General features: G+C 37.3%; 7 protein-coding genes and 3 pseudogenes. All 10 read right to left on the reverse strand.

All coding sequences use genetic code 11. The features are described 5' to 3' along the window. Positions 1 to 409, reverse strand: a pseudogene (locus HMPREF2837_RS09375) (tagatose-bisphosphate aldolase); the annotation flags it as partial. Between the two features lies 1 nt (position 410). Then, positions 411 to 1,340, reverse strand: coding sequence for a tagatose-6-phosphate kinase (locus tag HMPREF2837_RS09380; protein WP_049548493.1), 930 nt, complete (start codon positions 1,338 to 1,340; stop codon positions 411 to 413). Positions 1,341 to 1,350: 10 nt separating this feature from the next. Beyond that, on the reverse strand, positions 1,351 to 1,866 hold the full coding sequence (gene lacB / locus HMPREF2837_RS09385; RefSeq protein ID WP_001216925.1) for a galactose-6-phosphate isomerase subunit LacB: 516 nt from the start codon (positions 1,864 to 1,866) through the stop codon (positions 1,351 to 1,353). 30 nt (positions 1,867 to 1,896) lie between these two features. Continuing rightward, positions 1,897 to 2,322, reverse strand: a complete 426-nt coding sequence (gene lacA / locus HMPREF2837_RS09390; protein ID WP_000029280.1) for a galactose-6-phosphate isomerase subunit LacA — start codon at positions 2,320 to 2,322, stop codon at positions 1,897 to 1,899. 257 nt (positions 2,323 to 2,579) lie between these two features. After that, positions 2,580 to 3,488 carry an aldose 1-epimerase family protein gene (locus HMPREF2837_RS09395; RefSeq protein ID WP_075230882.1) on the reverse strand — a complete coding sequence of 303 codons (909 nt, stop codon included), beginning with the start codon at positions 3,486 to 3,488 and terminating at the stop codon, positions 2,580 to 2,582. An 88-nt stretch (positions 3,489 to 3,576) separates the two neighbouring features. Further along, on the reverse strand, positions 3,577 to 5,052 hold the full coding sequence (locus HMPREF2837_RS09400; RefSeq protein WP_049548492.1) for a PTS galactitol transporter subunit IIC: 1,476 nt from the start codon (positions 5,050 to 5,052) through the stop codon (positions 3,577 to 3,579). A 44-nt stretch (positions 5,053 to 5,096) separates the two neighbouring features. Beyond that, positions 5,097 to 5,402 (reverse strand): PTS sugar transporter subunit IIB, encoded by a 306-nt coding sequence (locus HMPREF2837_RS09405; RefSeq protein WP_000590576.1) that lies wholly within the window; start codon positions 5,400 to 5,402, stop codon positions 5,097 to 5,099. A 39-nt stretch (positions 5,403 to 5,441) separates the two neighbouring features. After that, positions 5,442 to 5,918 carry a PTS sugar transporter subunit IIA gene (locus HMPREF2837_RS09410; RefSeq protein ID WP_049548491.1) on the reverse strand — a complete coding sequence of 159 codons (477 nt, stop codon included), beginning with the start codon at positions 5,916 to 5,918 and terminating at the stop codon, positions 5,442 to 5,444. Positions 5,919 to 6,128: 210 nt separating this feature from the next. Beyond that, positions 6,129 to 6,566: pseudogene (locus tag HMPREF2837_RS11755) on the reverse strand (hypothetical protein); the annotation flags it as partial. Between the two features lie 615 nt (positions 6,567 to 7,181). After that, a pseudogene (locus HMPREF2837_RS10935) lies at positions 7,182 to 7,422 on the reverse strand (hypothetical protein); the annotation flags it as partial. Positions 7,423 to 7,603: the final 181 nt, after the last annotated feature.

Consider the following 7,603-nt stretch of genomic DNA (forward strand, 5'->3'; position numbering starts at 1 on the left):
CGTCAGAGCTATCTACGTCATAGTAAAGCAAGAACTTAACAGCATCTGCACCTTGTTCCTTGATACGTTTTGCAGACCAAACATCCAAGCAGTCTGGCAAACGTTTAGTGCTTGTTGTGTCGTATCCAGTTTTCTCATAAGCAAGGAGAAGACCAGCTTTTGGATCAAGAGCTTTAGTCGCTGGAAGTCCATACTCAGGGTCAAGAAGCATAGATGAAGCGTATTTTGTCAATTCATCCGCTACCAATACTTTAAGTTCTTCCATTTGAGCTACTGTTGGCTCTTCTGTTTGGTATTGAGCCATAAGGCGTTTCAAAGCACCACGTTGGTCAAAAGCAAGAGCTGAGATGATACCATTCTCATCAGAGAGTTTTTGCATACAAGCGCGTTTATTTTCTGTGAAAACCATTTTATACCTCTTTTACAATTAATTGGTCATAGAGACCTTGATAGTTGGCCATATTGACATGACCGGTCATTTTTTCTTGAGCATTAAGCATACCAAGGACATTTGCCTTTATCAACAGTTCTTGATCCGTTTCTTTATGGAAAAGACCTGAAGCAATACCTGCCACTGTAGAATCGCCAGAACCTACTGGATTTACTACTTGAATTCTTGGAATATCTACTTTGTAGAAAGTGTTACCGTGTTTAGCGAATGCTCCGTTAGCACCTAAGGAAACGATAATCCACTCGATTCCTTCAAATAGGGGTTCTTGAAGAACAGCTTTTAGCTCATCCAAATCTTTAGAAATTTCTCTTCTTAAAAGTTGAGATAATTCTTCATTATTTGGTTTGATGACTGTTGGTTTATGTGAAGACTCAAGAACTGCCTGAAGTGCAGCGCCTGAACAGTCCAAAACAACAGGCTTACCAGCTTGATTAGCAAGTTCTACCAAGCTCGCATAGTAATCAACTGGAAGACCAGCTGGCAGACTACCTGAAATGGCTACTACCTCTACAGTCTCTAAAAGTTCTTTGAAATGAGCCAAGAAATCTTGACCTTCTTTTTCTTGAACTTCAGGACCTTTTTCTAGGATTTCTGTTTGGTTTTCTCCATGTAGAATTGCGATACAGTTACGGGTTTCACCTTGAATAGAGAAGAAACGTTTGCTTACTTTATCATCAATATTTTCTACTAAAAAATCACCAAGTTTACCACCGACAAGTCCTGTTGCGACTACAGAGTCACCAAATTCTGATAGGACCCGAGTAACGTTAAGACCTTTACCACCAGCCGTTTTCGTAACATCAACAACACGGTTGACAGTGTCAATTTTTAATTCATCCAAAGGATAGGAAATATCAATGGATGGGTTCATTGTGACTGTTAAAATCATAAGTCACCTCTTAGTCGTGGTATTCACCACGATCCCATTTTTCAAGGAATTCTGTAAAGAAGTTGGCATCCGTTTGATGGTCGTTATGAGTTTCAACGTGTTGGATTTTAGCGATCAATTTTTTGTTTTCTTCAGATGGTTTGTATTCAGCATTGATGAAAGCTTCAATGATATCACACATGAGCAACTCACCAGTGATTTTACCACCAAATCCGATAACGTTGGCATTCAATTGTTCTTTTGCATATAAAGCTGTTGTCATATCGCGAACCAAAGCAGAACGAACACCTGGAACCTTGTTAACAGCGTTATTGATACCTACACCAGTACCACAGATACATACACCAAGATCAGCTTGGCCACTAACTACTGCTTCACCAACTTTTTTACCAAAAATTGGGTAGTGTGTACGAGCGTGGTCATAAGTACCAAAGTCGATGACTTCATGTCCTTTTGATTTCAAAAATTCTGAAACCGCCATTTTTTCATTTGTTACGATGTGGTCACATCCAATTGCAATTCTCATTTTTATCTTACCTTTCTTTCAATATAAAAATTAGCACATTTTATTCAACATGTCGACACGGATTTGGTGACGACCGCCATCATACTTACCATTTACAAAGCCTTTAGCAATGTTCTTAGCCAATTCGTCACCAACAAGTTGAGCACCCATAGTAATCATACGTGAGTTGTTGTGACCACGAGTCATATAAGCTGAACGTTCGTCAGATACTTCTGCAGCAACCATTCCTTTGATTTTAGTTGCAACCATAAATGGACCTGCACCATAAGCATCAATGACAATACCAAGGTTTTGTTCTTCTTTTTTAACTTCTTCAGCAACTGCAAGAGTTACATCAACGAAGTCTTGACCTTCAGCTGTAACATCCACAACGTGGAAGTTTTCTTTTTCCAAGAAATCTTTAACGACTTCTTTCAATCTCAAACCTGCAGCATCTGCACCAATAACAATAGACATATTGTATACTCCTTTTTTATAATAGACCAGTAAAAATTTTTTGGTTCTGGAAAGAAAATGACCATCACCAAATAGTTACTAGTAGTTTTGTTGACTATTTTAGATTAAGAATGAATCATCTATTCACTCTTAGTAACTTCTCCTTGGAGAAATTGGAAGAATAACTTGTCAAAACAAACACAAATTGTTCTTTCTAAACATAATATACTACTATTGTTTTAAAAAGTCAACAGTTTATGTTTGTTTTTGTTTATTTTTTAGAAAATTTCTATATCAAAACCAATTTGATCACTTTGAGCTGGATTTAAGATTCGAACATTTTTCTTATCTTCTAGATGATCGCCCTCTTCGAGTGAAGTTGACAAACCTGACCAAGGTTCCAGAGCAAGGAAAGGACCTTTATTAAGCGTTGACCAAACGATGAGGTTTGGAAACTCTTCAAAGTCCAGTTTTAATCCCTTATCATGCTTACGTGACCGTAAGGAAACAGAGCGAGAGGTTAATTCATCTAAAGTCACAGCATCATAGCTAAAGAAATCATAGTTTAGATCCAATTCCTTTTGAGCTTTTAGCCAGTCACTTCTATCTTGAAAATCCAACATCCCTGTTTCTGGGAATGGTTTTGGAACCGTGCAAGTTTCAGATTTTTCAAATTCAAGATAGTAATCTTCATAGGCTTCATCATCAAATAAAGGACAGTTAAAACCAGGATGTCCACCAATAAAGTATGGCATTTTTTTATCTGTTTCCTTATTAGTAACTTGATACTGAGTATGGATTGTCTTTCCAGTAACTGTATAAGTTATTTCTAAGCGAAAATGATAAGGATAATTTTCATACATTTCTTGGTCATCTTCAATAGCAAAAGTAACCGAGTTATCCGTTTGATCCACTAATTCAAAATCTTTTTTCCGTACAAGACCATGACGTGGGATTTTACCTTTTACTTGACTACCATCTTCTTGATCATATAGGACAGTATCATTTCTAACAGATCCACAAATTGGAAATAGAACAGGTGCTTGACCGCTCCAGTAAGTTGGATCTCCTTGCCACAAGTACTCAATTCCATCCTTGTCTTTTATTGAGGTAAGAGCACCTCCAAAGGTCTGAAATTGTACATTTAACTGTTCTGATTGTAATTCAATCACTAGGGTTACCTCCATTAATTTTTTCCCTAAAAAAACTAGATTGCCGACTCCATACTTGGAAACTGACAACCTAGTTTTTACAATTTACATTTTTAGGAGCGAATTATTTTGCATTTGCTGCATATTCTTCATTACGTTTGATCATTTGTTTTCTGTACCAAGCAAAGATACCGATATAGAAAGCAAGGAATACTACAGCACCAAGGATTGCTTTGATATCACCTGTTGTAGTGTTACCAATTGTCCAACCAAGAAGTTTTTCGATTGGTCCTTCAAGTGTTGAGTGAGTAATGAGCTGAGTTTGGCTTACACCTTCTGGGAAGGCACCGACACCTTTAGCAAGTTCTGTTGCAAATGGTGCGATAAGTGTACCTGAAAGAAGGAAGAGTGGCAACAAGAGTGTTCCAAAGATAATCATACGGAGCAATTTACCACGAGTAACTACCAAGAGAGCTGGAGTTACACCCATAGCGATGATACCAGCAAGTGGCAAGATACCATTTCCTACTTTAGAAAGAAGCACAGCTTCGATCAACATGATTGGTGCAAGTACGTTAGCACAAGCCCAGATTTCAGCACGACCAGCTACGAATGGCCAGTCAAGACCGATGTTGAATTTACGTCCTTGAAGACGTTTAGTAGCAACGTTTGTAATACCTTGTGAAAGTGGTTCTACGGCTGCGATGAACCATGAACCGATCAATGAGAAGAGCTCCAAGCAGACACCGGCAGTCAAACCAAGTGACAACCAACCTTTAATTACATATTCCCATTTTTCAGCCCCTTCAACACCTGCAACCGGATGTGGAGTACCCATCAAACCGATAACGATACCAAGGATGAAACCGATGAAGAATTTAGATCCCCAGAAACCGATTCTCTTGTTCAATTTAGCAGCGTCAAAGTCGTATTTATCAAGACCTGGGAAGAGTTTATCAAAAATCTTATCCAAAACCATGATAACTGGGTTCATCATGTAGTTCATGTGAGTTGAAGTCATTGGTGATGAACTTGGTGCGTTAAGAAGGTCATCAAATGTTGGTTTCATCAAGTCAGAGTTGATAATTTTAAGAACCCCAACAAGGACAACTGCTGCAGTCGCGATGAAGAGTGAAACTCCTTGGCTAACTCCATTGTTGTCAGCGTACCATTTAATCAAAAGACCTGTGATAGACAAGTGCCAGATATCAAAGATATCGACGTCAAGTGTATCAGTTTTCTTCATTGCAAGCATGACAATGTTGACGATCAACATCACAAGCAAGAAGTAAAGTGTCCAAGCTGAACCCCAAGTGATTGTAGCAAGTGGTGCCCAACCAACGTCGGTGATGTTCAATTGAATACCAGTATTTTCAACGAATTTTGCAAGTGATGCTGAGAAAGCACCATTTAACATACCGATGATAGCACCGATACCAGTAAGAGCGATGGCAAGTTTGATACCACCTTCAAGCGCTTTGGAGAATTTCACTCCAAAAAGTAGAGCCAATAGTGTCAAAATGATCAGCATGATGATCGGTCCACCCATTTCCAAGATAGGTTTGAACAGCTTATTGGCTAGTTCGATAATGATATCCATAATTTTCCTCCCTTTATTTTTATGGAATATTTACAAATTAATAATTAGCTTAGACCATGTTCTTTGATAGCTGCTTCAATATTATCATAGACTGGAGCGCTCATAGCTGGAATACGGAACAAGATTGGTCCTGCTTCAACAACTGGAATACCTGGTTCAAAACCTAAATCAGTAGCAGCGATTGGTGTGAAGATATCATAACCTTTAATCAAGTCTTCATTGACATCTTTTACCATAACGGCATCACATTGAACATCGTACCCACGGTTAGAAAGTTCTTCTTCAAGAGCACTTTTAATTTGGTGGCTTGAGTTAACACCTGCACCACAAGCAGCAAGAATTTTAATCATTTGGATTTCCTCCGTTTTTATATAAAAATTATTAACAAATTAAGCAGTCGCTTCTGAGATATATTGGAACAAGGCTTCAGGTTCCTTAATCTTAGACAGCGCTTCAAGATGACCATTGCCTGTAAAGAAGTCCATCAACTGTGCAAGAATATTTGTTTGACTTGAGCTTGAATTGTTGATGATAAAGAACAACAATGAAACTTCTACTTCCTTATCAGGGGCAATCATATTGTGGAATGTTACTGGTTTTTCCAGACGAACCACGACAACATTTTCAGTTAGATTATGAATGGTATCAGTATGAGGGATAGCTACGTTAGGCAAATCCTTCCCTAAAAACTCCATATCTAAACCAGTTGGGAACGATTTTTCACGTTCAATCAAGGCCGATCGATAGGTATCTGTAACAACTTTCTTTTCTTCCAATAGGGTTGCAACTTGATCGAAAAGTTGCTCTTGATTATCTGCTTCTAAGCAAAAGACTAAGTCTTTGTCAAAGAAATGATCTAATCCCATGACCTTCTCCCTTCATATTTAACTTTTATGGTACAAGTATAACATTATATGAAACCGTTGTCAATGTTTTTTGTTGTATTTTGTTCGATTTTTATTGTTTACGTTTTAAACATTTGCTAATTTCAAACATATTTTTTATAAATTTCTTAATAAGTAAAACAAAAAACAGGAATGACTCCTGTTTTCACGATTTTAACTCTTTTTATTGGTCTAACTTTCTTCCACCATAGGAAGGATATTTTTTAATACCTCTGGAAGACCTTCAAGAGAAACATATCTAAACTTACCATCATCGGATTTAAAAAACCAGATAATTAAATATTTACCATTCTTAGCAATACAGTTTACTACTTAGGCCTCATAGCCACCGATAGTTGATTTTGACCCCCATACCTTGGAGAAGTCTTGACTTTTCTGTTTAGATTCATAAATGCTAGTTGAAATTTGAACAGTTTCAAGCGCTGCGTATTCGCTTTCACTAATAGCAAACTGCTCAGGTTTAAAGGTATTGAGAGTTACAATGTTGACATCCGTGCCATCACAGTACTGAATGTCATCTCCACCTTCAATTTCTTTGAAATGAACCCATGATTTAGGAATTTTTACATAACCATAATCATCTGAACATACTATTTGAGTTTCTTCTGTCTGGCTAGATAAGAAAGGCGATGATTAAGTGCCACTGGTCCGGACGTGGTTCGCAACCACGCAAAAAAAGCCTCAGCATTCGCACTGCTGGTGCTTTTCCATTGCTCATGGCTTAGAAAACTATCACTTTTTCTCAGAATCCGTATAACACATTTACGGAGCAGGTGCAAGAAAATGCGTTTTTTGAGAGGTTCTGACTAAAAATACGTCTATTTATTTTTTATTGTTTTTTATTGTAAAGTAGACCCAACCGAATGAACATAGGTTGTAAAAAGCAAATGAAAAAATTGCGAGGATAATAGCTTCTGTGTCTAAATAACCCATTTCGAGACCTCTTTTCAACAACAACAAGCCTGTAGTTTCGACAACGATCAAAAATAAAAATACATAAAAAATTTTCGCCTTAAGCATATTGTTACCGCCTTCTTTTTATTTGGTTTTATTGTATAATAAAAATTTACAAAAATCAAAAAATCATGACCATCCGTTAAACGGGTGGTTTGTACTAGGTCTATAAGTCCAAATTACCAGCCAGCGCCTAAAGACGCTGGCTTTCACGTTGTTCAAGCCTCATTGCTCTTGACTCGTCACTTGCCTCTTAAAGACGCTTGAGTATTACTTACCACTTTCCCTAAAGGGATCCTCATATTCTTTTACACTTAATTTATCTAGTGCTATATCATCTTTACTCGTTCTCAAAGTTTTATACTCGTGAAGAAATCATCCACTGGATAATTTCTTTAATCTTGGATATATTTCCTTATTGTGGCTTCATTGTGGCTTCATTGTGGCCAACTGTACTCACATAATATCCCTCTGCCCCAAAATGTCGATTTCCAAACTTATATAATTGATTGAAATAAGATATGAACAAAGAGATTAGGAAAGTCAAATCAATTTCTAAAAATGTTTTAGAATCTATAGTGTGCTATTCTAAGTTCAATCCGCTATACTTGAGGTTGGCGCGTTTGTCAAACATTAAGAAAAGAGGCTGGGCAAAAAGTCTTTAAAATCAGAAAAACGCATAATATCAGGTG

Source organism: Streptococcus sp. HMSC071D03 (assembly GCF_001812125.1).
Taxonomy (GTDB): domain Bacteria; phylum Bacillota; class Bacilli; order Lactobacillales; family Streptococcaceae; genus Streptococcus; species Streptococcus pseudopneumoniae_N.

Excerpts from the sequence above, each read along its gene's own strand:
- HMPREF2837_RS09380 (WP_049548493.1), bottom strand. The coding sequence starts at position 1,340 with ATGATTTTAACAGTCACAATGAACCCATCCATTGATATTTCCTATCCT.
- lacB (WP_001216925.1), bottom strand. The coding sequence starts at position 1,866 with ATGAGAATTGCAATTGGATGTGACCACATCGTAACAAATGAAAAAATG.
- lacA (WP_000029280.1), bottom strand. The coding sequence starts at position 2,322 with ATGTCTATTGTTATTGGTGCAGATGCTGCAGGTTTGAGATTGAAAGAA.
- HMPREF2837_RS09395 (WP_075230882.1), bottom strand. The coding sequence starts at position 3,488 with ATGGAGGTAACCCTAGTGATTGAATTACAATCAGAACAGTTAAATGTA.
- HMPREF2837_RS09400 (WP_049548492.1), bottom strand. The coding sequence starts at position 5,052 with ATGGATATCATTATCGAACTAGCCAATAAGCTGTTCAAACCTATCTTG.
- HMPREF2837_RS09405 (WP_000590576.1), bottom strand. The coding sequence starts at position 5,402 with ATGATTAAAATTCTTGCTGCTTGTGGTGCAGGTGTTAACTCAAGCCAC.
- HMPREF2837_RS09410 (WP_049548491.1), bottom strand. The coding sequence starts at position 5,918 with ATGGGATTAGATCATTTCTTTGACAAAGACTTAGTCTTTTGCTTAGAA.